The 20,918-nt window shown below is 61.8% G+C and carries 21 protein-coding genes and 1 pseudogene; 11 read left to right on the top strand and 11 right to left on the bottom strand.

Annotated elements, in window-relative coordinates:
* Position 1: 1 nt before the first annotated feature.
* The 4 genes and pseudogenes from hpaE to ABLU95_RS14705 form a co-directional block, all read right to left on the bottom strand.
* Positions 2 to 1,468 (bottom strand): 5-carboxymethyl-2-hydroxymuconate semialdehyde dehydrogenase, encoded by a 1,467-nt coding sequence (gene hpaE, locus ABLU95_RS14690; RefSeq protein WP_348879860.1) that lies wholly within the window; start codon positions 1,466 to 1,468, stop codon positions 2 to 4.
* A complete protein-coding gene (locus ABLU95_RS14695) occupies positions 1,465 to 2,229 on the bottom strand; it encodes a fumarylacetoacetate hydrolase family protein (RefSeq protein WP_348879862.1) in 765 nt (254 codons plus the stop codon). Before ABLU95_RS14695 ends, hpaE begins: the two co-directional genes overlap by 4 nt.
* Complete coding sequence (locus tag ABLU95_RS14700; protein WP_348879863.1) at positions 2,226 to 2,858, bottom strand: fumarylacetoacetate hydrolase family protein; 633 nt, start codon at positions 2,856 to 2,858, stop codon at positions 2,226 to 2,228. Before ABLU95_RS14700 ends, ABLU95_RS14695 begins: the two co-directional genes overlap by 4 nt.
* 57 nt (positions 2,859 to 2,915) lie before the next feature.
* Positions 2,916 to 3,080 (bottom strand): annotated as a pseudogene (locus ABLU95_RS14705) (hypothetical protein).
* Positions 3,081 to 3,144: 64 nt separating this feature from the next.
* Here ABLU95_RS14705 and hpaR point away from each other — a divergent pair.
* The gene (gene hpaR / locus ABLU95_RS14710; RefSeq protein ID WP_002887503.1) at positions 3,145 to 3,585 is read left to right on the top strand and encodes a homoprotocatechuate degradation operon regulator HpaR; all 441 of its coding nucleotides are present in this window, start codon (positions 3,145 to 3,147) and stop codon (positions 3,583 to 3,585) included.
* Positions 3,586 to 3,588: 3 nt separating this feature from the next.
* Here the strand turns inward: hpaR and ABLU95_RS14715 are convergent, their stop codons facing one another.
* The 4 genes from ABLU95_RS14715 to ABLU95_RS14730 are packed head-to-tail and all read right to left on the bottom strand — an operon-like array spanning position 3,589 to position 7,145.
* Positions 3,589 to 4,851 (bottom strand): FAD-dependent oxidoreductase, encoded by a 1,263-nt coding sequence (locus ABLU95_RS14715; protein WP_348879867.1) that lies wholly within the window; start codon positions 4,849 to 4,851, stop codon positions 3,589 to 3,591.
* On the bottom strand, positions 4,832 to 5,095 hold the full coding sequence (locus ABLU95_RS14720) for a (2Fe-2S)-binding protein (protein WP_032455020.1): 264 nt from the start codon (positions 5,093 to 5,095) through the stop codon (positions 4,832 to 4,834). Before ABLU95_RS14720 ends, ABLU95_RS14715 begins: the two co-directional genes overlap by 20 nt.
* On the bottom strand, positions 5,092 to 6,201 hold the full coding sequence (locus ABLU95_RS14725; protein WP_348879868.1) for an FAD-dependent oxidoreductase: 1,110 nt from the start codon (positions 6,199 to 6,201) through the stop codon (positions 5,092 to 5,094). The genes ABLU95_RS14720 and ABLU95_RS14725 overlap by 4 nt, the downstream gene beginning before the upstream one ends.
* Positions 6,198 to 7,145 carry a 4-hydroxyproline epimerase gene (locus ABLU95_RS14730; RefSeq protein ID WP_086075170.1) on the bottom strand — a complete coding sequence of 316 codons (948 nt, stop codon included), beginning with the start codon at positions 7,143 to 7,145 and terminating at the stop codon, positions 6,198 to 6,200. Before ABLU95_RS14730 ends, ABLU95_RS14725 begins: the two co-directional genes overlap by 4 nt.
* A 310-nt stretch (positions 7,146 to 7,455) precedes the next feature.
* Between ABLU95_RS14730 and ABLU95_RS14735 the strand changes: the two genes are divergently transcribed.
* The 5 genes from ABLU95_RS14735 (at position 7,456) to ABLU95_RS14755 (ending at position 13,616) form a co-directional block, all read left to right on the top strand.
* On the top strand, positions 7,456 to 8,280 hold the full coding sequence (locus ABLU95_RS14735) for an AraC family transcriptional regulator (RefSeq protein WP_065883247.1): 825 nt from the start codon (positions 7,456 to 7,458) through the stop codon (positions 8,278 to 8,280).
* A 151-nt stretch (positions 8,281 to 8,431) separates the two neighbouring features.
* Entirely contained in the window at positions 8,432 to 9,352 is a 921-nt protein-coding gene (locus ABLU95_RS14740) for a dihydrodipicolinate synthase family protein (RefSeq protein ID WP_065883249.1), read from the top strand.
* Between the two features lie 14 nt (positions 9,353 to 9,366).
* Complete coding sequence (locus ABLU95_RS14745) at positions 9,367 to 10,971, top strand: aldehyde dehydrogenase (NADP(+)) (RefSeq protein WP_218810400.1); 1,605 nt, start codon at positions 9,367 to 9,369, stop codon at positions 10,969 to 10,971.
* A gap of 15 nt (positions 10,972 to 10,986) precedes the next feature.
* Positions 10,987 to 12,588 (top strand): APC family permease, encoded by a 1,602-nt coding sequence (locus ABLU95_RS14750; protein WP_087849133.1) that lies wholly within the window; start codon positions 10,987 to 10,989, stop codon positions 12,586 to 12,588.
* 11 nt (positions 12,589 to 12,599) lie between these two features.
* A complete protein-coding gene (locus ABLU95_RS14755) occupies positions 12,600 to 13,616 on the top strand; it encodes an Ldh family oxidoreductase (protein ID WP_348879870.1) in 1,017 nt (338 codons plus the stop codon).
* Positions 13,617 to 13,735: 119 nt separating this feature from the next.
* Here ABLU95_RS14755 and ABLU95_RS14760 read toward each other — a convergent pair whose 3' ends face one another.
* Entirely contained in the window at positions 13,736 to 14,956 is a 1,221-nt protein-coding gene (locus ABLU95_RS14760; RefSeq protein WP_348879871.1) for an amino acid deaminase, read from the bottom strand.
* Between the two features lie 76 nt (positions 14,957 to 15,032).
* Positions 15,033 to 15,179, bottom strand: coding sequence for a hypothetical protein (locus ABLU95_RS14765; RefSeq protein WP_048296605.1), 147 nt, complete (start codon positions 15,177 to 15,179; stop codon positions 15,033 to 15,035).
* Between ABLU95_RS14765 and ABLU95_RS14770 the strand changes: the two genes are divergently transcribed.
* The 5 genes from ABLU95_RS14770 (at position 15,157) to ABLU95_RS14790 (ending at position 20,041) form a co-directional block, all read left to right on the top strand.
* Positions 15,157 to 16,596: a D-aminoacylase gene (locus tag ABLU95_RS14770; protein WP_023291858.1), complete on the top strand. Its 1,440-nt coding sequence runs from the start codon at positions 15,157 to 15,159 to the stop codon at positions 16,594 to 16,596. The genes ABLU95_RS14765 and ABLU95_RS14770 overlap by 23 nt on opposite strands.
* Positions 16,597 to 16,606: 10 nt before the next feature.
* Positions 16,607 to 16,999 carry a RidA family protein gene (locus tag ABLU95_RS14775; protein ID WP_004204205.1) on the top strand — a complete coding sequence of 131 codons (393 nt, stop codon included), beginning with the start codon at positions 16,607 to 16,609 and terminating at the stop codon, positions 16,997 to 16,999.
* A 102-nt stretch (positions 17,000 to 17,101) separates the two neighbouring features.
* The gene (locus ABLU95_RS14780) at positions 17,102 to 18,586 is read left to right on the top strand and encodes a sodium:solute symporter family protein (protein ID WP_322254532.1); all 1,485 of its coding nucleotides are present in this window, start codon (positions 17,102 to 17,104) and stop codon (positions 18,584 to 18,586) included.
* Positions 18,583 to 19,455, top strand: a complete 873-nt coding sequence (locus tag ABLU95_RS14785; RefSeq protein ID WP_087827562.1) for a 2-dehydro-3-deoxygalactonokinase — start codon at positions 18,583 to 18,585, stop codon at positions 19,453 to 19,455. Before ABLU95_RS14780 ends, ABLU95_RS14785 begins: the two co-directional genes overlap by 4 nt.
* Positions 19,442 to 20,041 carry a 2-dehydro-3-deoxy-6-phosphogalactonate aldolase gene (locus ABLU95_RS14790; RefSeq protein WP_023291861.1) on the top strand — a complete coding sequence of 200 codons (600 nt, stop codon included), beginning with the start codon at positions 19,442 to 19,444 and terminating at the stop codon, positions 20,039 to 20,041. The genes ABLU95_RS14785 and ABLU95_RS14790 overlap by 14 nt, the downstream gene beginning before the upstream one ends.
* Here ABLU95_RS14790 and ABLU95_RS14795 read toward each other — a convergent pair.
* Complete coding sequence (locus tag ABLU95_RS14795) at positions 20,038 to 20,901, bottom strand: MurR/RpiR family transcriptional regulator (RefSeq protein ID WP_032429092.1); 864 nt, start codon at positions 20,899 to 20,901, stop codon at positions 20,038 to 20,040. The genes ABLU95_RS14790 and ABLU95_RS14795 overlap by 4 nt on opposite strands.
* Positions 20,902 to 20,918 lie beyond the last annotated feature (17 nt).

The following is a 20,918-nucleotide window of genomic DNA, read 5'->3' on the forward strand; positions in this document are numbered from 1 at the left end:
ATCAGACTCCCCATTTCGGGATCGGATGGTCGCCCATCGAGATGCAGACGTTTTTCATTTCGGCGAACACTTCAAAGCTGTACTCGCCGCCTTCGCGGCCGGTGCCGGAGGCCTTCACGCCGCCGAACGGCTGACGCAGGTCGCGGACGTTCTGGGTGTTGACGAACACCATCCCGGCTTCAATACCGCGCGCCAGACGCAGCACTTTGCTGACGTCCTGGGTCCAGATATACGACGCCAGGCCGTATTCCACATCGTTCGCCAGGCGCAGCCCTTCCGCCTCGTCTTTGAACGGCAGCAGGCAGGCGACCGGGCCAAAAATCTCTTCCTGCGCGACGCGCATGCGGTTATCGACATCCGCCAGCACCGTCGGGCGCAGGAAATTGCCGGCTTTCAGATGCGCCGGCAGGTCGGACGGTTTATCCGCGCCGCCGGCCAGCAGGGTCGCCCCTTCTTCAATGCCGAGGCGGATATAGCCGGAGACTTTCTCCCAATGTTGCTGGCTAATCAGCGCGCCGACCTGGGTGTTCGGGTCGGTTGGATCGCCGACGCGCAGGCGGTTAGCGCGCTCGGCGAAGCGTTTAACGAACTCGGGGTAGATGCTCTGCTGAATGAAAATGCGCGAGCCGGCGGTGCAGCGTTCGCCGTTGATCGAGAAGATGGTGAACAGCGCGGCGTCGAGGGCGCGCTCAATATCGGCGTCTTCGAAAATCAGCACCGGCGATTTGCCGCCCAGCTCCATTGAGTACTTTTTCAGCCCGGCATTTTTCATGATGTTGCGCCCGGTGGCGGTACCGCCGGTAAACGATACCGCGCGCACGTCATGGTGGCGTACCAGCGCATCGCCCGCCGTCGCGCCGTAGCCCTGCACCACGTTCAGTACCCCCGCCGGAATACCCGCTTCCAGCGCCAGTTCGCCCAGACGGTCGGCGGTCAGCGGCGACAGCTCGGACATCTTCAGCACCGCGGTATTCCCCAAGGCCAGGCACGGCGCCACCTTCCAGGTGGCGGTCATAAACGGCACGTTCCACGGCGACACCAGCGCGCAGACGCCCACCGGCTGCACCAGGGTGTAGTTCAGCATCTTGTCGTCGACCGGATAGGTCTTACCGTTCATCTGCTGGCACACTTCGGCGAAAAACTCGAAATTGTGGGAGGCGCGCGGGATCAGCACGTTTTTGGTCTGGTGGATAGGCAGACCGGTATCGGCGGTTTCCATCGCCGCGATCTCCGGGATGTTCTGATCGATCAGATCCCCGAGGCGGCGCATCAGACGCGCGCGCTCTTTCATCGGCAGGTTAGCCCACTTTGGGAAGGCCTCTTTCGCCGCCGCTACCGCCTGATGGACTTCGGCTTCACCGCCGGCGGCGACTTCCGCCAGCACTTCGCTGGTGGCCGGGTTGGTGGTATGAAAATAGTCTGTGCCGGCAACGTTTTTACCGTTGATCCAATGGTTAATCTTTTTCATGACAGTGTCTCCTCATACGCTTGCTGGCTGATGATATGGTTGACCAGGCGGCCCACGCCCTCGACTTCAACGATCACCTCGTCGCCTGGCACCACGTCGGACAGCCCTTTCGGCGTGCCGGTGGCGATCATGTCGCCCGATTGCAGGGTCATAAATTCGCTTAAGTAAGCGATGAGAAACGGGATGCTGAAGATCAGATCGGCGGTGGTGCCCTGCTGGCGCAGCTCGCCGTTGACCCAGGTGCGCAGGGCCAGATTATGCGGATCCGGGATCGCCTCTTTGCCGACGATCCACGGGCCGATCGGCGTCAGGGTGTCGCGGCTTTTCACCCGCAGGTTTGGCCGGTAGTAGTTTTCCAGATAGTCGCGGATCGCGTAGTCGTTGCAGACGGTATAGCCGGCGACATAGTCCATGGCCTCGGCTTCGCTGACGCGGCGGGCGGTTTTACCGATCACCACCACCAGTTCAGCTTCGTAGTGCATGTATTCCACGTTATCCGGGCGTACCGACTGCTGCTGGTGGCCAGTAAAGGTGTTTGGCGCTTTGATAAATACCAGCGGCTCGGTTGGCGGCTTAAACGCCAGCTCGCTGGCGTGGTCGGCGTAGTTCAGCCCCAGCGCGAACAGCGTGCCGTCGGCGGGCGGCAGCCAGCGGAATTCACCTTCTTTCAATACCGTGCCATCGTCCAGGCGCACCTGGTCGCGTTCATCGACCACCGCATCGCGTACCTGTCCCTGCCATTCAATACGTGCCTGTTTCATGCCAGCTCTCCTTCTGCGACAACCGGGTTTTCCAGCGCCGGGAAGCCCTCGGCGAGAATGCGTACGCGATCGCCGGGACGCAGCGTAACGCGGGAGTGGGGCGTACCGATGAGGATCGCGTCGCCGGGATTGAGGGTGGCGAAATCGCTCAAGGCGCTCAGCAGCTGCGCGGCGTTACGCTGCAGATCGCCGGTATGCCAGCTATCCGCTTCGCGGCCGTTGATTTCGGTGATGATGGTCAGGTTATCGACGTTGCGCACCGGCGACAGCGCGCCGACGGGGCAGAAACCATCGCGGCACTTGGCCTTGATCGCCGGGCGATAAAAACTCTCTTCCGGCAGGCTGACGTCGTTCGCCAGCGCGTAGCCGGCGATATAGTTCGCCGCCTCTTCCGCCGCCACCTTGCGCGCGGTTTTGCCGACAATCAGCGCCACGGTGGCGCCGCTTTGCACGGTTTCGCCCTGCGGATAGGGGATCGCCTCGCCATCGCCAATCACGGTATTGCGCGGCTTGATAAACCAGACCGCGGTTTTCGGCGGCGTTTTGTAGGGGGGCTGTTGAAACGCCTCGCGCCAGGCGTCGAGCTGGCTGCGATGATTGAGCGCAACGGCGAAGATGGTACCTTTCATTCACCACTCCTCTGGGACTGATTTCGGTTCAAAGGGATTTCGTTAATATATTAATGATCATCTTTTATGCTTTGCGATGAGGTTTAGCAACTGGAAGTGAATGTTTTGTGATCGGATTAACACAATATTTACACTTCAATAACTTATTCGTTATTAATCAAATGGTTGAATATTTTTCTGGGAAAGGCTGGTACTTTTCAGGTGCAGAAACCGGTTGTACATGGCAGGATTAAAGCTAATTATTAAGTTATTAATAAGTTTTAGATGAGGCCGTTGAGGGGATACTATGCATGATTCATTAACCATTGCCTTGTTGCAGGCGCGTGAAGCGGCGATGGCCTACTTTCGACCGATCGTCAAACGACACAATCTCACCGAACAGCAGTGGCGGATCGTGCGTATCCTCGCCGAACGTCCGTCAATGGACTTTCACGATCTGGCTTTTCGCGCCTGTATTCTGCGCCCCAGTCTGACCGGGATTTTGACGCGCATGGAGCGGGATGGACTGGTGTTGCGGCTGAAGCCGGTTAACGATCAGCGCAAGCTGTACGTCTCGCTGACGCCTGCCGGAACCGCGCTGTACGAAAGCGCCCAGGCGGAGGTGGAAGAAACCTATCGCCTGCTGGAGGCTCAGTTCACTACGGAAAAGCTGCAGCAACTGACCTCGCTGCTGGAGGAGTTTATTGCGCTTGGCGTCCCTGCCGGGCGCGGTGATGAAGAAGAGTAGCGGTTACGGCTCGGCGCTCAGCCTGGCGAGGGCAATAAGCGTTTCCGCACGGGCGGGAGACAGCGGCTCTCTCGGCTGCGGCAGCGGCCAGCCATATAGCCAGCGGGCGCTGGCGGCGCAGGTGCGCCCCTGACAGGCGCCCATTCCGCAGCGCTGGGTAAGCTTGGCCTGTAGCCAGTCGTCGGCGGCTGCCACATCGCCGCAGCGCACATCTTCGCAACGGCACAGCAGGCTCTCCGGCGTCGCCGCGTTTTTCAACGACTCCGCCAGCCGGAAGGTGCGGTTGATGGCCGTGGCGAAGCGCTGCCAGCGGGCGCGACGGGCAAATAACGCCTGGGCCTGCTGGCTGGCCCCGGCGGCGGCATACCCGGCGATTTCGCCCTCCGCCAGCGCCAGCTCGCTCCCGCCGAAACCGGTGCACTCCCCGGCGGCGTAAATATCCGCGAGGCTGGTCTGCTGCCAGCGGTTAACCTGGATCGCCTCCTGCGCCGTGGCGCAACCGAACAGCAGCCCCGTCTCGATATTGGGCACCAGCCCGTAGCCGATAGCCAGCCGATCGCAGGCGACAGTCCGCTCGACGCCGCGCTGGCGCAGCGTCACGGCTTCCAGCCGCGTTGTACCGTGAGCGCGGATCGCCTGGGCGCCGCTAAGATAGCCTTTCGGGGCCAGCGTCGCTAACTGGCGCAGCTTCTGCGGCCAGCGCCACAGCCCGCTGGTGAAGCGCAGCAGCGCCGGGAGCGGTGCTTGCTCAACGATATTCGTTACCTGGCCTCCGGCCTTGTTCACCGTATCCGCCACCGCCAGCAGCAGCGGGCCACTGCCGGCAATCACTACTTTTTCGCCTTTCAGCGACAGGCCATGTTTGATCTGCGCCTGCAGGCCGCCCGCGCTGGTCACGCCGGGTAAGGTCCAGCCGGGAAAGGGCAGCGACAGCTCGCGCGCGCCGCAGCAGAGGATCAGTTTCTGCCAGTAAACCACGCCACCGCCGTCGGCGGTTTCAAACAGCACGCTGCGCGCGGAGGGGCGGGCAATCAGCCGCGCGCCGTTCACCACCCGGATGACGGCAGACGCGGCGATGGCGTCGCGGTAGCGCCGGGCCAGGGCGGGCAGCGTCGCCTGCGGGCCGGCGCGCCAGATTTGCCCTCCGGGGGCGGGGTTATCGTCGAGAATAATGACCTGTTTATCGCAGGCGGCGGCAGCGAGGGCTGCCGCCATGCCGGCGGGGCCGGCGCCGAGGATTAAAATGTCACAGCGCAGCGTGTACATAGCGGCTCCTTTCTATTTGCATGCCGGCCCGGCACAGGGTCTGGCAGGCCAGCACCCGCCGGCCGTCGACGGTGATCCGGCACTCCTGGCAGACCCCCATGCCGCAAAACGGCGCGCGGGGGTCGCCATTAACCGCTTGGCGGGTGGTGGGATCGCCGGTCAACGCCAGCGCTGCCGCCACGCTGATACCTTCCGGCACCGTCAGCGCTTCGCCATCGACAGTGATATTGAGCGTGCTATTCATGCGATCGCCTCCTGATGGTACAGACGGGCCGGGAGCCAGGCCTCAGGCGCCAGCGGGCAGCGTTCGCCGAGGATCTGCGCCGCCAGCAGCTCAGCCGTCGCCGGGGCGGTGGTGACCCCCAGTCCTTCATGGCCCAGCGCCAGCCATACACCGCGGCGCGTGGGGTGCGGGCCGATCAGCGGATTGCCATCCTGCGAGGCGGCGCGCAGGCCGCTCCAGCAGCGGATGATATTCAGCGTCGCCAGCGCCGGCACAAAATGGCGGGCGCGGTCGAGCATCTGCCCCAGCAAGGGGAGATCCAGCTGGCGCTCGCGATTATCGAACTGGCGCGAAGAGCCAATCAGCAGCTGGCCAGTGGGCCGCGGCTGCAGGTTAAACGCTACCGAGGTACCGCCGCCGTGGGCGCTGGCGCCGTAGCCCAGCTCAACCAGCTGGTGATGCACCCGCGGCCCGTAGCGATCGGTAATTGCCAGCTGACCCTTCCTGGGCCGCAGCCAGTTTTCCGCCAATAGCGTATTGGCCTCCAGGCCGCAGGCCACCACGATGGCCCGCGCCTGTAGCCGTTTGCCGCTGGCGAGCAGCACCTGCGGTTCGGTAATCGCCTGCGCGCTGTCGTGCAGGCAGGTGAGATGGTCTCCGGCATCGGCCATCAGCCAGCGGGCGACGTTTGGCGCGTAGACGATGCTGTCGCCGGGTACCCATAGCCCGCCGGCCAGCCCGCTGCGCAGCAGCGGCTCGCGCCCGGCGATCTGCTGTGGGGTCTGCAGTTCGCTGTGGATCTGATAGCCAGCCAGCCGCCGCTGTTTTTCACCCGCGACGGCCACCTCTTCTTCGCTTTCCGCCAGCCACAGCGTGCCGCAGCCGCGCCAGGCGCAAGTGGCGGGCATCCGCGGGGTGATGGCGCGCCAGCGCGCCAGCGACCACGCCGACAGCGCCAGTTCGGCGGGGTCGTCATCCATGCACACCAGATGGCCCATACCCGCCGCCGTGGCGCCGGGTTGACCGTCATCGATAATCGTCACTTTCTGCCCCCGCTTCGCCAGCTGCCACGCGCAGGCGGCGCCGATGATCCCGGCGCCGATCACGATGACATCGCACGGCTTCACGGCGCGATCCCCCAGCAGAAGGGATCGTCCGGGTTGAGGATCAACTGGTTATCGCCGCACACCCAGGCTTCGCCGCGGATCGTTGGAATGATGCCTGCGGCGGCGCGCTGGTAGCTGGCGGTAAACTGGCTGCCGATGATGCTGGCCTGGCGCCAGATCGCTCCCGGCTGGAGTTTGCCATCCTGCGCCAGGCAGGCCAGCTTGGCGCTGGTGCCGGTGCCGCACGGCGAACGATCCCAGGCCTTTCCTGGACAGAGTACGAAGCTACGGCTGTCGGCGGCATCGTCATCGGCGAACAGCTCGATATGGTCGATAACGCCGCCGTCGTCGCCGCGGATCCCCGCGGCCTCCAGCCCCTCGCGCACCGCCCAGGCGTAGTCGGTGAGCTGTGGAATGTGCGCCGGGGTAATGGCGAACGGGTGATCGTTAATCAGGAAAAACCAGTTGCCGCCCCAGGCAATATCGCCGATGACGGGACCCCGCGCGGTCTCCACGCGGACCTGCTTTTTCCAGCGGCGGGCCGGGACGTTTTGCACCGATACGCTGCCATCGTCGTGCAACGTGGCGCTTACGTCGCCGACCGGGGTTTCAATCAGATGAACGCCTGGCTGGATACGGCCAAGCCACGCCAGCGAGGCGATAAGCCCGATGGTGCCGTGGCCGCACATATTCAGAAAACCGGCGTTGTTGAAGAAAATGACGCCAGCGGTGGCCGCCGCCGAGACCGGTTTGCAAAGCAGCGCGCCGACCAGCACATCGCTGCCGCGCGGTTCGAGAATCACCGCCTGACGCCAGCGATCGAAGTCACGGGCGAAACGGTCGCGACGCTCCGCCATGCTGCCGCCGCCGAGGTCGGGGAAGCCGTCAACGATCAGGCGGGTGGGTTCGCCGCCGGTGTGTGAATCAATGGCTCTCAGCGTAATAGGGGGGCGTGGCGCGGTCATTCTGCTCTCCGGAAGTTAACAATATGTTTCATCATGCTGGCGCAACCCGTGACGGGCGGCTTGAACGCTTTCGGCAGAGATAATGACGAAATCGGCATAATAGCGCCGGGGGGATGTTCATTTGGTGCATAATTATTTCTTATTAATCATTCTGTTAATGGCGTGGTAAACCGAAAGTGGCGATTGCGCCAGTGGATAAACCAGGGGAAGGCGTAAAGCGGATCCAGGATCGCAAAACCGGCGGTTGCCGCTTGAGGTGTTAACAGGAAGTGAATAAATATCCTTCGGTCACTTACCATGAGGAAGCCCTATGATCGGTGTGTCTGAAGCGGCGCCGCCGCGCGCTGTTAATCAACCGGAGCTGGCGGTCGATGAGCTGAGCCAGATCTGCGAAGGGCTGGCGCGCCAGCGGCCGGAGAATATGGCGGCGCTGCTCAATGCCCTGGCGCTGATCGCCCCCCTGCTCAATGCCATCCCCAACGTGGTCTTTTTTATCAAAGACAGCGAAGCGCGTTATCTGCTGGCGAATCTGACGCTGGCCCGCCGCTGCGGTTTCAAAACCGTCTCCTCGCTGCTGGGGAAAACCTCCGCCGACGTCTTTCCTTCCGCGCTGGGTCAGGGTTACACCGAACAGGATCTTCGGGTATTGCGGGAGGGCGTGACCCTGCGCGACCAGCTGGAAATGCATCTCTACAATGGCCGGGAACGCGGCTGGTGCCTGACGCAGAAGCTGGCGCTGCGCGATGTCAGCGGACAGGTGATCGGCATGGCCGGGATCTCTCACGATCTGCAGGAGGCCCACGCCCGCCATCCGGCGTGGCAGCGGCTGGCGATCGTCGACGATCATATCCGCCGCCACTATTACCGGCCGATCGCCATGGAAGAGCTGACCGCCTTGAGCGGGATGTCGATTGCGCAGATCGAGCGCTACTGCAAACGGATCTTCCATCTCACGCCGCGGCAGATGATCCACAAAGTGCGTCTGGAAAAAGCCACCGAATTGCTGGCCGGCGACACGCCGATTACCGATATCGCCTTGCAGTGCGGCTATACCGATCACAGCGCCTTCAGCCGCCAGTTCAAAGCGATGACCGGCTCGACGCCGCGCGATTTTCGCCTGACGCTGCAGGGATAACGGCTGGCTCACACTTTTGTCGACTGTGCTAATTTCGTCATCGGATTAAGGGAAAACCGACAAGCCGCCGGTTCCGCGACGCGTCAATCTGTCAGTGAATATTCACCAATCATTCACCTCGACTTAACAAAATGACGACAAGGAACCGAGCATGAGCAATAAAGCGATTCACTGGAGCGGCGTATTCCCGGCGGTTAGCACGCAGTTTCGTAGCGATTACTCCCTCGATTTAGACGCCACCCACGCGGTGATGAAAAACCTAGTCAAAGATGGCGTTTCCGGGCTGGTGGTGTGCGGCAGCGTAGGGGAGAACACCTCCCTGAGCTCCGATGAAAAATTGCAGATTATCGAAGTGGCGAAGGATGCCGCCGGCGGCAAAATTCCGGTGATCGCCGGGGTGGCCGAGTTCACCACCGCCTTTGCCCAGAAGATGGCGAAAGAGGCGGAGCGCGTCGGCGTCGACGGGATCATGGTGATGCCGGCGCTGGTCTACTCCTCAAAACCGCATGAAACCGCCGCTCACTTCCGCAGCGTGGCCACCGCCACCGACCTGCCGATCATGGTCTACAACAACCCGCCGATTTACAAAAACGACGTGACGCCGGACATTCTCGCCACCCTGACCGATTGCGACAACATCGTCTGCTTTAAAGACTCCTCCGGCGATACCCGCCGCTTTATCGACCTGCGTAACACCGTTGGCGACCGCTTCGTGCTGTTTGCCGGGCTGGATGACGTGGTGGTGGAAAGCATCGCCGTCGGCGCGGAAGGGTGGATCTCCGGAATGTCCAACGCCTTCCCGCGCGAAGGGGAAACGTTATTCCGTCTCGCCCGCCAACAGCGTTACGAAGAAGCGATGGCGCTGTACCGCTGGTTCATGCCGCTGCTGCATCTCGATGCACGTCCGGATTTGGTGCAGTGCATCAAACTGTGCGAAGAGCTACTCGGACGCGGCAGCGCTGTGACCCGTCCGCCGCGTCTGGCGCTGGAAGGCGAAACGCGCCAGCAGGTGGTGGCGATCGTGGAACAGGCGCTGGCGACTCGTCCTGCCCTGCCGGACGTTGGCCTCTGAGCACAGGAGTCAGTATGAATGCATCTCAAACCACGGCGGGACGGCAGTTTATCGCCGGACGCCGCGTTGCCAGCGGCGAAGCGACGCTATTGAGCCTGCGGGCGGTGGATGGCGAGGCCACCGGCCATCGCTTTTATCCGGCTTCCCACGCGGAGGCCGCCCAGGCCGCGGAGGCGGCGCAGCAGGCGTTTGCCATTTATTCACAGACCGCGCCGCAGCAGCGGGCGCACTTTCTCTGCGCCATTGCCGATGAACTGGACGCGCTGGGGGAGGCGTTTTTTGCTATCGCCGAACAGGAGACCGCGCTGCCGCTGGCGCGGCTGCAGGGCGAGCGGGCGCGAACCAGCGGCCAGTTGCGGATGTTTGCTGGCGTGATCCTGCGCGGGGATACCTTCGCCGCCCGTATTGATACCGCCTTAGCCGACCGTCAGCCGCTGCCGCGCCCGGACCTGCGTCAATATCAGCAGGCGTTAGGGCCGGTGGCGGTGTTTGGCGCCAGCAACTTTCCGTTGGCCTTTTCCACCGCTGGCGGCGATACCGCCTCGGCGCTGGCGGCTGGCTGCCCGGTGGTGGTGAAGGCCCATGCGGGCCATATGGCCACCGCCGAGCTGACCGCTGACGCGATCGTCCGGGCGGTCGCGCGGTGTGGGTTACCCGGCGGCGTATTCAATATGATTTTCGGGACGGATATCGGCGCCGAATTAGTCCGCCATCCAGCGATTCAGGCCGTTGGCTTTACCGGCTCGCTGGCCGGCGGTAAGGCGCTATATCAGCTGGCGCAGCAGCGCCCACAGCCAATCCCGCTGTTTGCTGAAATGTCGGCGATTAACCCGCTGATTATTCTGCCGCAGGCGCTGCAGACGCGGGCCGAGGCGCTGGCGAACGAGCTGGTGGCGTCATTTACCCTCGGCGGCGGCCAGTTCTGTACCCGTCCGGGGCTGATTCTGGCGCTGCGCGGCGCCGGACTGGAACGCTTTAAGTCGGCGCTGTGCGCGGCGGTAGCGGGCTGCGCGCCGCAGGTGTTGCTCAATGCGCCGACCCTTCAGCACTACCGCCAGGGCGTGGCGGCGCTGGCGGCGCATCCGCGTATCGAGAGGCTGGCGAGCGGCCTCGCCGCCGGCGCCGGGGAGGCGCAAACCCAGCTGTGGCAGGCTCAGGTCGAGGATCTGCTGGCGCAGGATACGCTGCTGCAGACCGAAGTTTTCGGCCCGCTATCGTTGCTGGTGGAAGTGGACGACGCGGCCCAGCTGCAGGCGGTGGTGAAAGCGCTGCAAGGACAGCTCACCGCGACGCTGCACGCGGAGGCGGACGACGGCCCGCTGGCGGCGAGTCTGCTACCGCTGCTGTGTGAGAAGGCCGGACGGGTGCTGTTTAACGGTTATCCCACCGGCGTGGAAGTGTGCGATGCGATGGTCCACGGCGGCCCATGGCCGGCGACGACCGATGCGCGCGGGACGTCGGTCGGCAGTCGGGCGATTGAGCGTTTTCTGCGCCCGGTCTGCCTGCAGAATGCGCCGGCCGCCCTGTTACCGCCGGCGCTGCAGGATGCGAACCCTTTAAACCTGCTGCGCCTGGTCAACGGCCAGTGGACCCGGGAAGCGATTTCCTCCTCTCATTGACGCAAGGGCATCACCATGACCATTCACACTACGCATAACAGTCAAACCCGCGTTGCGGAGTCGGGTAAGTTTAAAAAACAGCTGACCCTGACCGACCTCACCTTTATCGGCCTGGGGGCGATCTTCGGCTCCGGATGGTTATTCGCCGCCAGCCATGTGGCATCCATTGCCGGTCCGGCCGGTATCGCGTCGTGGGTGATCGGCGGCTTTGCGGTGCTGCTGCTGGGGATTGTCTACTGCGAGCTGGGGGCGGCGCTGCCGCGCGCCGGCGGCATTATTCGTTACCCGGTCTTTTCCCACGGTGAGCTGATGGGTTATCTGCTGGGGTTCATCACCCTGATCGCCTTCTCCAGCCTGATCTCGATAGAAATTGTCGCCGCCCGGCAATATGCCGCGGCCTGGTTTCCGGCGCTGACCCAGCCGGGCTCCAGCTCGCCGACGCTGCTGGGGTGGGGGGTGCAGTTCCTGCTGCTCTGTTTCTTCTTCGCGCTGAACTACTACAGCGTCAAGACCTTCGCCCGCTCGAACAACTTCATCAGCGTGCTCAAGTTTCTGGTGCCGCTGCTGGTGGTGGTCACGCTGTTCGCCTTCTTTAAACCTGAGAACCTGCATGCTCAGGGCATTGCGCCGTTTGGTATGTCCGGGGTGGAAGCGGCGATCAGCGCCGGGGGAATTATCTTCGCCTATCTGGGACTGACGCCGATTATCTCGGTGGCCAGCGAAGTACAAAAGCCACAGCGGACTATCCCTATCGCGTTGATTTTATCAGTGGTGCTGTCGACGATTATCTACGTGCTGCTGCAGTTGGCGTTCCTTGGCAGTATTCCCACCGAGATGCTGAACGGCGGTTGGGCCGAAGTGAGCAAACAGTTCTCGCTGCCGTATCGCGATATCGCCATTACCCTCGGCATGGGCTGGCTGGCCTTTATGGTGATAAGCGATGCGATCATCTCCCCGAGCGGCACCGGCAATATCTATATGAACGCGACGCCGCGGGTGATCTACGGCTGGGCGAAGGCGGGTACTTTCTTTAAAGCCTTTACCCATATTGATAAAGCGTCCGGTATTCCGCGCCCGGCGCTGTGGCTGACCTTTGGGCTGTCGATTTTCTGGACGCTGCCGTTCCCCTCCTGGGAACAGCTGATAAGCGTGGTGTCGGCGGCCCTGGTGCTGAGCTACGCCATCGCCCCGGTGACCGCCGCCGGGCTGCGCCGCAACGCCCCGGATCTGCCGCGGCCGTTCCGCGTGCGCGCCTTCGGCATCATCGGCCCGGTGTCGTTTATGGTCTCGGCGCTGATCGTCTACTGGTCCGGCTGGAATACGCTCTCGTGGCTGCTGGGGCTGCAGATCGTGATGTTTGTGGCGTATGTGATGTGCAAAGGCAAGGTGCCGGAACATACCGTGAGCCTGGCGCAGCAGGTGAAGTCTTCGCTGTGGCTGATCGCTTTTTATGCGTTGATTATCCTCTTTTCCTGGCTGGGCAGTTTCGGCGGGCTTAATGTTATTGGTCACCCCTGGGATACGGTGCTGGTGGCGGCGATGTCGCTGGGGATTTATTACTGGGGCGCGCGCAGCTGTCTGCCGCAGGCTAATTTTAGCGGAGACGAAGAAGAGTAAAGGAGAACAGTATGGGGTCGGTAACTCTATCGTTACCAGAAGCTTATGACCTGGCGCTGGCGGTGCTCAGCGCCAATGGATTCAGCGCCGACCACGCGGCGGCCATCGCCCGTAACGTGGCTGCCGGGGAGCGCGACGGCTGCGCTTCCCACGGCCTGTGGCGGCTGTTGGGCATTGTCGATACCTTGCGTAAAGGTAAGGTTTCGCCTGATGCCGAGCCGCAGATCCACGACCAGGCGCCGGCGATTGTGCGGGCGGATGCCGGGGGCGCCTTTTCGCTGCTGGCCTACGAACGCGCGCTGCCGCTGCTGCTGGAGAAAGCGCGGCACAGCGGTATTGCGGCGCTGGCGATTAACCGTTGCGTCCATTTTTCCGCGCTGTTTGCCGATATTGAGCCGTTGACTGAGGCAGGGCTGGTGGGGCTGGCCTGTACGCCAAGCCATGCCTGGGTCGCCCCGGCGGGCGGCACCCGTCCGCTGTTCGGCACCAACCCTATCGCCTTTGGCTGGCCGCGGCGGGAGGAGCCGCCGTTTATTGTGGATATGGCGACCAGCGCCGCGGCGCGAGGCGAGATCCAGCTGCATCAGCGCGCCGGCAAAGCGCTACCGGAAGGGTGGGGAATCGACAGCCAGGGGCAGCCGACTACCGATGCCACAGAGGTACTGAACGGCGCGATGTTAACCTTCGGCGGCCATAAGGGCTCGGCGCTGGCGGCAATGGTTGAGCTGCTGGCCGGGCCGCTTATCGGCGATATGACCAGCGCCGAATCGCTGGCGTGGGATAACGGCGCGGGCGGTTTACCCTACGGCGGAGAACTGATTCTGGCGCTGGATCCGCAGCGCTTTCTCGGCGCGCAGGCACAGGAGCAGCTGGAGCGCGCCGAAACGCTGTTCAATGCGATGCAGGATCAGGGCGCGCGGCTGCCGGGCGAGCGGCGTTTCGCCTGCCGCCAGCAGAGTGAGCGGCAGGGGGTCGCCATCAGCCGTTCATTGCATGATGAGATTTGCGCCTTGCGCCAGGGCGGGTAAGGCACGAATCGCCGTCCCCCGGGACATCCCCCGGCTTGCGCTACGCTTAGCCGGGCTACCGAACGTCGCGGGTTGTGTAGCCCGGGCAAGGCGCGAAGCGCCGCCACCCGGGATGCCTGTCAAAACAGCGTCTCGAGCTCGTCCAGCACGTTGTAGTCGTCATCGACCAGCAGCAACGTCTTCCACTTATCAAAGGTCAGACACGGATGCGAGGTGCCGAACAGCAGAATATCGCCAACCTGGACATCGCTGCCCGGCGCCAGGCGCAGCATACAGTGCTGATCCATGATGTCGATGCTGACGATCGACTCAGCGCGCAGCGCTAACTCCCTGCCGTGACGATAATGGGCGATCGGCTGCGGCAGCCCGGCGTCGAAAGCGCAGTCGCGCTTGCCGAAATTCACCACCGCGCGATCTGCCTCCGGCACCGATTGCACCATTGCCATCAGCTCCAGCGCTGAAGTGAGATCGCCGGCGAGATCGCAGGCAATCGGATCGCGGGCGATCAGCGCTTGTTGGGCGAGATCGTAGATCCCGCGATCGTGGGTGATATAACAGCCAGGGCGAATGACGATACGGCAGCGGCGCGGTTTTGCCGCCGCCAGCCAGATGTTGCACACCACGTCATACCAGACGGTGCCCGCGCCGGTGAGAATAAATTCGCCGTCAACCAGCGGCTCCATGCGGCAGGCTAGCGCTGCAGCCTGTTGTAATAGCGCTTCCACCTGTGGTTGCGGATCGTCGCCGTGCAGGACCCCTTCATACAATTCCAGACCGCGTAGCCGTAGCCCCGGCAGGTCGCTGACCCGCTGCGCCAATGCCAGCGCGTCATCCACGCTACGACAGCCGCAGCGCCCGCCCGGCACGCCAAGTTCAATCAGCACATCCAGCGTTTGCCCCTGAGCGGCGAAGAACGCGGAGAGGGCGCACACGTTGGCCTCGCTATCGACACAGCAGATAAAATCCACTGCCCGGTAGTGGGCTTTTAGCTGCGCGACCACCTGCATATTGGCCTTACCGACCAGCTGATTGACCATCAGGACGCGCTGGATGCCGCTGGCCATCGCCGCGCTGGCCTGCCAGGCGCTGCCCACACCGATCCCCCACGCTCCCGCTCGCTGCTGCGCCTGAAATATCCATGGCGTCATTGTCGTTTTACCATGCGGCGCCAGCGATACGCCGCGGGCATCGGCGTAGCGCTGCATCCATGAAATATTATTTTCCAGCGCCGATTTTTTTAGCAGCGCGGCAGGCAGACAGCCCTCTTCCGCCAGCAGATTAGCCGGCGCGGACATGAGGGCGGATTTGTGCGGAATGAGCGGTGCTGAATGGTATTTCATAACACTATCCTTTCAGGGTTTATAATCGGTGAGTTGCTGGGTATCAGTTATAACTGTTTGATAATAATGATTTTAATTAATAATTATTGTTTCTTTTGAATAAAAGTATCACAAAATGATCTGGTTTTTGCGTAGTTTTCCACTGTTTTTTGCACTTGTAAATGGTTAACTTGTCGGTATGTCGAAAGGGAGTAATTGCTATGAAAGTTGACTGGCTTTTCAAAAACGTCACGGTGATCGACGGGAGCGGTGGGCCGCAATACCGTGCCGATGTGGCGGTGAAGGGCGACCGAATAATGGCTATCGCTCCGGCGCTTGACGTCGCGGCGGAGCAGGAGATAGATGGTCAAGGGCGGGTACTGGCGCCTGGCTTTATCGATGTTCACACCCATGACGATATCAACGTCATCCGCATGCCGGAGTACCTGCCTAAGCTCAGCCAGGGGGTGACAACCGTGATCGTCGGCAACTGTGGGATCAGCGCGGCAACCGCCACCATGCGCGGCGAGGTGCCGGACCCGATGAATCTTCTCGGCGAACGACAGCACTTTATCTATCCCACCGTCGAAGCCTATGCCCATGCGGTAGAGGCCGCGCGACCCTCGCTTAACGTCGGGACGCTGATTGGGCACACCGCGCTGCGTAATAACCATATGGATGACCTGTTCCGCCCGGCGAGCGAGACGGAAATCGCCGGCATGCGCATACAGTTGCGCGATGCGCTGCGGCAGGGCGCTTTAGGACTGAGCACGGGACTTGCCTACGCCAGCGCCTTCCAGTCGACCACCGAAGAAGTGATGGCGCTCGCTGAGGAGTTGACGGCAGAGGGGGGAATTTACACCACCCACCTGCGTTCGGAGTTCGAGCCGATTCTGGAGGCGCTCGACGAGGCGTTCCGCATTGGTCGCCACGGCAACGTGCCGGTGGTGGTCTCGCACCATAAGTGCGCCGGCGCGAAAAACTGGGGTCGCACGAAGGAGACGCTGGCTTTCTTCGATGAGATGCGCCAGCGCCAGGAGATCGCCTGCGACTGTTACCCCTATTCCGCCAGCTCGTCGACGCTGGATATGAAGCAGGTCACCGATGAGTTCGATATCGTCATCACCTGGTCGGAAGCACAGCCCGAGCAGGCCGGAAAAACGCTGCAGCAGATCGCCGATGAATGGCAGGTGAGCCTGCACGACGCCGCGGCGCGGCTGATGCCGGCAGGCGCTATTTATTACAACATGGACGAGCAGGACGTACGGCGGGTGCTGGGTTATCCGGTGACCATGATTGGCTCCGACGGGCTGCCGAACGACCCGATGCCGCATCCGCGGCTGTGGGGGGCGTTTCCGCGGGTCCTGGGCCACTACTGCCGCGATGAACGCCTGTTTCCGCTGACTACCGCGATCCACAAAATGACCGGGCTGTCGTCGGCGCGCTTCCAGCTGGCGGATCGTGGGCTGGTAAAAGTGGGCTACTACGCCGACCTGGTGCTGTTTGACCCGCTGACGGTGCGCGATGTCGCCAGTTTCTCCGACCCGAAACGTCCGGCGGACGGTATTGAGGCGGTGATGGTTAACGGCGTGATGAGCTACGGCAGCGACAAAAAGATTATCGGGCGCGCGGGGCGTTTCCTGCGCCGCCGAATGAACTGAGGAGTGAAAAATGAGTATTAAACGTTATGGCGTAGAGGGCGGTACCGGTACCGGCGGGCAGCACCTGCCGTTCGCGCGGGCGGTGGAAGCGGGAGGCTGGCTGTACGTCTCCGGCCAGACGCCGATGAAGGACGGGGAAGTGGTGGAAGGCGGGATTGTCGACCAGTCGCGTCTGGCGATTCAGAACTGCGTAGATATCATGACCGAAGCGGGCTACACCCTGGCCGACGTGGTGCATGTTAAAGTGATCCTCACCGATGCGCGCTATTTTCAGTCTTTCAATAAAGTCTTCCGCGAGTTCTTTGGCGACAACCCGCCTGCCCGCATCTGCTGCGTAGCGGACCTGGTGGTGGATTGTAAAGTCGAAGTGGATGTGACCTGTTATAACGCTTCTCGCGCATAAAAAGTTAGTAACCAGAAATATAAACAGTCATTTTGAGCGCTGAAATAATTCAGCGCTTCGTAGCCTTTTACCTTTACAAAATTAACTGGCAGGATGTGAATTATGAATAGTCATGTCTTTTTAGTCGGCTTTATTATTTACGCGTTGGCCATGATTTGGCTTGGCTGGTACGTGTCCCGTCATCAAAAAAGCGGTGAGGATTTTTTACTCGGCGGCCGTTCTTTGCCGCTGTTCCTGACGCTGGGGTCTACCGTGGCGACCATGGTGGGAACCGGTTCAAGCATGGGCGCTGTCGGCTTCGGCTACAGCAATGGATGGGCCGGGATGCTCTACGGCGTGGGCGGCGCCATCGGTATTTTACTGGTGGCCTGGCTGTTTGCGCCGGTGCGCAAGCTGCGCTTTATGACCATGAGCGAAGAGCTTTCTTATTACACTGGTGGCAGCCATTTAATTAAAAACCTCGTCGGGATAATGATATTTATTGCCTCAATTGGCTGGCTGGGGGCGCATATTCTTGGCGGGAGTATGTATTTAGCCTGGGCGACAGGAATTAATCTGACGGTGGCAAAAATTATTATTGCCATGGCGTTTGCGATTTACGTCATTATCGGCGGTTATTCTGCTGTGGTGTGGACAGACACCATTCAGGCATTAATTCTGTTTTTCGGTTTTATCCTGATGGCGATTCTGGCGGTGGTTCACGTCGGGGGATGGGATGCCATCGTTCAGGCAATGGATCCCAAGGCGATGAGCCTGTTTGCGGTCGATAAGTTGGGGACCATTCCGGCGCTATCGCTGGCGATGGTCATCGGCGTCGGCGTGCTGGCGACCCCTTCCTATCGCCAGCGTATTTACTCGGGAAAAGACGTCTCTTCGGTGCGGCGCTCGTTTGTCTATACCGGCGTGCTGTATCTGTTTTTCTCGGTGCTGCCGGCGATCATCGGCATGGCGGCCTGGACGATGAACCCCAATCTTGAGAACAGTAACTACGCCTTCCTGTTCGCCACCAGCTTCTTACCGGCGATCCTCGGGCTGGTGGTCCTGATTGCCGGACTTTCCGCCACCATGTCTTCGGCCAGCTCCGATGCGATAGCCGCCGTGGCCATCATGATGCGGGATGTCTATACCCTCGTGACCGGAAAAATGCCGCCGGCGCATAAGGCGATAACGCTCTCTCGCTGGATGCTGGCGTTCGTCATCGGCCTGGCGATGATCTTCGCCCTGACCTCGAACGATATCATCAGCTATATCACCAAAATGATCTCCATGCTGATGTCCGGGCTCTTCGTCTGTTCGATTCTCGGCCGCTTCTGGCTGCGCTTTAACTGGCAGGGGGCGCTCACCGCGCTGCTGAGCGGCATGCTGGTGTCTATTGTGGTTCTGGTTAAGGCCGACTGGCTGGCTTACTGGGGCAATCCGTGCATTCCGTCGGTCGTTGGCAGCTTTGTTTCCGCTATTTTTGTCACCGTCATGACGCCAGCCAGCAAAATCAGCCGTCAGCAGGCGCTGGAAATGATTACACAGGAGCGGGAAGGGGAGGCGATCCCGGCGAAGACGGCGATGCAGGTCTCAGGAGAAGCACAATGAAGGATTATATTGCCGTCGACTGGGGCTCTACCCAGCTGCGCGGCTGGCTGATTCGCAACGGCCAGTGCGTCGAAACGAAGCAGCTGCCGCTGGGTATTACCCGCCTGAACGGACGATCGCCTGCCGATGTATTCGCGGAGCATTTGGCCCCCTGGCGCGGCGCACAGGCGCTGCCGGTGCTGATGGCCGGGATGATCGGCAGCGACGCGGGCTGGCAGGCGGTGCCGTATCTGGACTGTCCGGCGGCGATCGACGCGCCCGGGCGGCAGCTATGCGCCGTTGCTGAAGGCGTGTGGATTATTCCCGGCCTCAAGATTGAACAGGATGGGGATTTCAACGTGATGCGCGGCGAAGAGACGCAGCTGCTGGGGGCCTGCCAGCTGGCGCCGGCGGAGTGTTACGTGCTGCCGGGCACCCACTGCAAATGGGTCCAGGTGGCGGGCGGCGCGGTGCGTCATTTTGCCACGGCGATGACCGGCGAACTGCATCATCTGCTGATGACGCAATCGCTGATCGGCAAAGGGCTGCCTGCCCAGCAGCCGGACGAGGCGGCGTTTGAACGGGGGCTGGAAAAAGGGCTGGCGCAGCCGTCGCTGATTAGCGAACTGTTTGTCGCCAGGGCCGCCCGGGTGCTGGGCGGTCTGGCGGCGAGCTCGGTCAGCGATTACCTCTCCGGGCTGCTGATTGGCGCGGAGGTGGCGACCCTGGGGCAGCGTTTCCGTGCTTCTGCCGTCACGCTGGTTGGCGACCCGGCGCTGAATGCCCGCTACGGTCGGGCGATGAAGGCGCGCGGAATGACGGTTAACAGCTGCAGTGGCGATGAGGCATTGCTGGCTGGCATGGCGAGGATAATGCATGAACAAGATTAAGCTGGTGGCGATTTTACGCGGTATTCAACCCGCTGAGGCGGCAGATCATATTGAGACGCTAATCAATGCAGGCTTTCGCTATATCGAAATCCCGCTCAATTCGCCAGACTGGCAGCAGAGTATTCCGCAGATGGTTGCGCGGTTTGGCGAGCAGGCGATGATAGGCGCGGGAACGGTACTGCGCGTGGAACAGGTCGATTTTCTCGCTGAGGCCGGGGCGAAGCTTATCGTGACGCCGAATACCCAGCCTGCGGTGATCCGTCAGGCAGTGGCGCACGGAATGCAGGTTTGTGCCGGATGCGCCACCGCGACTGAGGCGTTTAACGCGCTGGATGCCGGGGCGCAGTGGCTGAAGATATTTCCGTCTTCTGCTTTCGGTCCGGACTACATTCGGGCGCTGAAAGCGGTGCTGCCGTCGGAGGTGCCGGTGCTGGCGGTGGGCGGCGTGACGCCGGAAAATCTGGCAACCTGGATGCGGGCTGGGTGCGCCGGAGCCGGCCTGGGCAGCGATCTTTATCGCGCCGGACAGGCCGTGGAACGTACCCGCCTGCAGGCGGAGAGGTTTATCGCCGCTGCCGGTGGCTAGTCGCCAAGAGGCTGGCGATCGACACCGCCGCGGTGGCTGTCGAGGGCCAGCTTAATACGACGTAATTTGCCTTTTGCCTGAGTTTTGTTGGCCATCGCCAGTTCGGTGGCCAGCACATCGACCATCGCCAGCATCGCATAACGCGAAGTGCTGGGCTTGAAGATATAGTCGTTTTCCCGCACCAGCAGCGGCAGCACCAGATCCGCCTGCTCAGCCAGCGGCGTCCCGGCGGGGGTAATCGCAATGACCTTCGCGCCGTACTGGCTGGCAATCGCCGCGCTCTCGATGATCTCCGGGGTATAGCCGCCCAGAGACAGCACAATCACCACATCCTGCGGCGTCACCGCCGAGCTCATCATGCGTACCAGCAGACCGTCGCTCTGACTGACGACCGGAAGTCCAAGACGAAACAGGCGATATTGAATCTCCTGAGCGCAGATGGTTGACCCGCCGCCCATTCCAAGGGCGAGGATCTGCCGCGCTGCACTCAACCAGCTCACCGCACGCTTCAACGCCTCGATATCCAGCGCCCGGCGATTGGTCTCCAGCACGCTGATGATTGACTCATAGATCCCCTGTACGCCTTCGAGGTCCGGAACATCGAGGATAAACCGCTGGCCGACCGCAAGGGATTGCGCAAGCTTCATCTTCAGCTCACGGACGTCTTTACAGCCGAGCGCCCGGGCAAAACGGGTGACCGACGCCTGGCTGGTCTGAGTCAGACGCGCTATCTCGGCGATGGGTAGCTCCGCCGCCGCCGCGACATCATCGAGAATAAACTGCGCGATGCGCTTTTCGGTCGCCGTGAGTTCCACAAAGCGATCGGTAATGCAGGAAATGATATCGATTGACCAGGACATACGGGTATCAACGGGTA

The organism is Klebsiella sp. GG_Kp146 (genome assembly GCF_040061975.1).
GTDB lineage: Bacteria > Pseudomonadota > Gammaproteobacteria > Enterobacterales > Enterobacteriaceae > Klebsiella > Klebsiella quasipneumoniae.

Excerpts from the sequence above, each read along its gene's own strand:
- hpaE (WP_348879860.1), bottom strand. The coding sequence starts at position 1,468 with ATGAAAAAGATTAACCATTGGATCAACGGTAAAAACGTTGCCGGCACA.
- ABLU95_RS14695 (WP_348879862.1), bottom strand. The coding sequence starts at position 2,229 with ATGAAACAGGCACGTATTGAATGGCAGGGACAGGTACGCGATGCGGTG.
- ABLU95_RS14700 (WP_348879863.1), bottom strand. The coding sequence starts at position 2,858 with ATGAAAGGTACCATCTTCGCCGTTGCGCTCAATCATCGCAGCCAGCTC.
- hpaR (WP_002887503.1), top strand. The coding sequence starts at position 3,145 with ATGCATGATTCATTAACCATTGCCTTGTTGCAGGCGCGTGAAGCGGCG.
- ABLU95_RS14715 (WP_348879867.1), bottom strand. The coding sequence starts at position 4,851 with ATGTACACGCTGCGCTGTGACATTTTAATCCTCGGCGCCGGCCCCGCC.
- ABLU95_RS14720 (WP_032455020.1), bottom strand. The coding sequence starts at position 5,095 with ATGAATAGCACGCTCAATATCACTGTCGATGGCGAAGCGCTGACGGTG.
- ABLU95_RS14730 (WP_086075170.1), bottom strand. The coding sequence starts at position 7,145 with ATGACCGCGCCACGCCCCCCTATTACGCTGAGAGCCATTGATTCACAC.
- ABLU95_RS14735 (WP_065883247.1), top strand. The coding sequence starts at position 7,456 with ATGATCGGTGTGTCTGAAGCGGCGCCGCCGCGCGCTGTTAATCAACCG.
- ABLU95_RS14740 (WP_065883249.1), top strand. The coding sequence starts at position 8,432 with ATGAGCAATAAAGCGATTCACTGGAGCGGCGTATTCCCGGCGGTTAGC.
- ABLU95_RS14745 (WP_218810400.1), top strand. The coding sequence starts at position 9,367 with ATGAATGCATCTCAAACCACGGCGGGACGGCAGTTTATCGCCGGACGC.
- ABLU95_RS14750 (WP_087849133.1), top strand. The coding sequence starts at position 10,987 with ATGACCATTCACACTACGCATAACAGTCAAACCCGCGTTGCGGAGTCG.
- ABLU95_RS14755 (WP_348879870.1), top strand. The coding sequence starts at position 12,600 with ATGGGGTCGGTAACTCTATCGTTACCAGAAGCTTATGACCTGGCGCTG.
- ABLU95_RS14760 (WP_348879871.1), bottom strand. The coding sequence starts at position 14,956 with ATGAAATACCATTCAGCACCGCTCATTCCGCACAAATCCGCCCTCATG.
- ABLU95_RS14770 (WP_023291858.1), top strand. The coding sequence starts at position 15,157 with ATGAAAGTTGACTGGCTTTTCAAAAACGTCACGGTGATCGACGGGAGC.
- ABLU95_RS14775 (WP_004204205.1), top strand. The coding sequence starts at position 16,607 with ATGAGTATTAAACGTTATGGCGTAGAGGGCGGTACCGGTACCGGCGGG.
- ABLU95_RS14780 (WP_322254532.1), top strand. The coding sequence starts at position 17,102 with ATGAATAGTCATGTCTTTTTAGTCGGCTTTATTATTTACGCGTTGGCC.
- ABLU95_RS14785 (WP_087827562.1), top strand. The coding sequence starts at position 18,583 with ATGAAGGATTATATTGCCGTCGACTGGGGCTCTACCCAGCTGCGCGGC.
- ABLU95_RS14790 (WP_023291861.1), top strand. The coding sequence starts at position 19,442 with ATGAACAAGATTAAGCTGGTGGCGATTTTACGCGGTATTCAACCCGCT.
- ABLU95_RS14795 (WP_032429092.1), bottom strand. The coding sequence starts at position 20,901 with ATGTCCTGGTCAATCGATATCATTTCCTGCATTACCGATCGCTTTGTG.